This window comes from Romboutsia sp. 13368, assembly GCF_018336475.1.
Taxonomy (GTDB): domain Bacteria; phylum Bacillota; class Clostridia; order Peptostreptococcales; family Peptostreptococcaceae; genus Romboutsia.
In genome coordinates, this window is sequence record NZ_CP048741.1 from 1,142,323 (window position 1) to 1,143,717 (window position 1,395).

The window sequence follows — 1,395 nt, forward strand, 5'->3', positions numbered from 1 at the left end:
GATGCAATAAATATTTTAAAGAATGGATTAAGAGAAAAAGATATAGACTTACCTGTAGATAAATTTAATATATATTGTGAAGATGCACTAAAGATAAATTTTAATAATAAATTTAACAATAACTAAATAAARGGGGATATAATATGAAAATAATGTATTTAAAGATTGGCAAAGCCTACTAGAAAGTGGTAAAATAGCAGATGCAATAATTATAGCTAATGTTAATATAAACGAATTTAAAAATAAATGTTTTAAGTAAGATTATGCTAGGTAATTATAAAGTGAAAGGATGTGTTTAATATGACATTTAAAGATTTAAAAGAATTAAGTACTACAGGAGATAGAAGATGTGCTTTATTATTTAATTTCAATAATAAAGATTTAATGACAATAAAGAATATATTTAGATTAATAGGGATACGTGATGTTATTATATTAAAAAATGATAACTTAAATACTACTATAAAAGATATATTAGATAACAACTTATTAGAAGATAGTGAAGAAAAAATAAATAGTAGAGCTATTATATTTAATAATATAGAAAGTAGAAAAATTAGTGCTGTATCTGATAATTTAAAGAGATTAAAGGTTCAAAGACCATTAATGGCAGCAGTAACAGAAACATCAATTAACTGGGACTTAAAAAATCTTATATATAATTTACAAGAAGAAGCTATTAGTTTAAATAGTTCAAAAGTGTCTATACACAAAAATTAATAAGTAAATACACAAATATCCAAATTATATACATATATTAATATATCTATATAAGGAGGTCGTTGAGTATGAAAATTGAATTGACAACTATTGAACTTAAGGCTTTAGAGTTAAAAGATATAAATAATTATACTGATAAAAGATGTGCAAGTTTAATGAACATAGATATTAAAGAGTATAACAATATATTAAATAGTGCAAGAGAAAAAGTAACTAAGGCAATTATAGATGGAAATGAAATTAGTATTATAGATATTAGTATAAATGAAGAACCTAAATGTACTACTTTATGTAAATTTAGATGTGCTGTATGTGGTCAAATATATGAAATAGATTACACTAAGGAAGATATAAAATGCCCGTTATGTTTATCTAGTAAAATTATGACCAATGAAGAAGCTGGTTTCTTAAAATAATCAAAGCCCCTTGTATTTTATAAGGGGTTTAATTTATGTACATAAGCATTTATAATATACTTTAAATTTGCTATTACCTTAAATGATATTTATTGGCAGATATAAATATAAAAAAATTGCTATCTATCTATAAAATAGGGTATAAAATATAGTATACTAAACTGGGAGAGGTGATTTTAGTGGGATATAAAAATATAAGTAGTAATAAATTAAAAGAATTAATAAAAAATAATGAAAATATATTACTAGTAGATATAAG

Annotated in this window: 2 protein-coding genes; both read left to right on the forward strand. The window is 22.2% G+C overall.

Annotation, left to right across the window (positions count from 1 at the left end; genetic code table 11):
* Positions 1-300 precede the first annotated feature (300 nt).
* Positions 301-720: a DUF3783 domain-containing protein gene (locus tag G3997_RS04630; protein WP_296648831.1), complete on the forward strand. Its 420-nt coding sequence runs from the start codon at positions 301-303 to the stop codon at positions 718-720.
* Positions 721-788: 68 nt separating this feature from the next.
* Positions 789-1,136 (forward strand): DUF134 domain-containing protein, encoded by a 348-nt coding sequence (locus tag G3997_RS04635; protein WP_296648835.1) that lies wholly within the window; start codon positions 789-791, stop codon positions 1,134-1,136.
* The last annotated feature ends 259 nt before the right edge of the window (positions 1,137-1,395 follow it).

Bases quoted from the DNA above. Each gene is read 5' to 3' on its own strand.
- G3997_RS04630 (WP_296648831.1), top strand. From the start codon at position 301: ATGACATTTAAAGATTTAAAAGAATTAAGTACTACAGGAGATAGAAGA.
- G3997_RS04635 (WP_296648835.1), top strand. From the start codon at position 789: ATGAAAATTGAATTGACAACTATTGAACTTAAGGCTTTAGAGTTAAAA.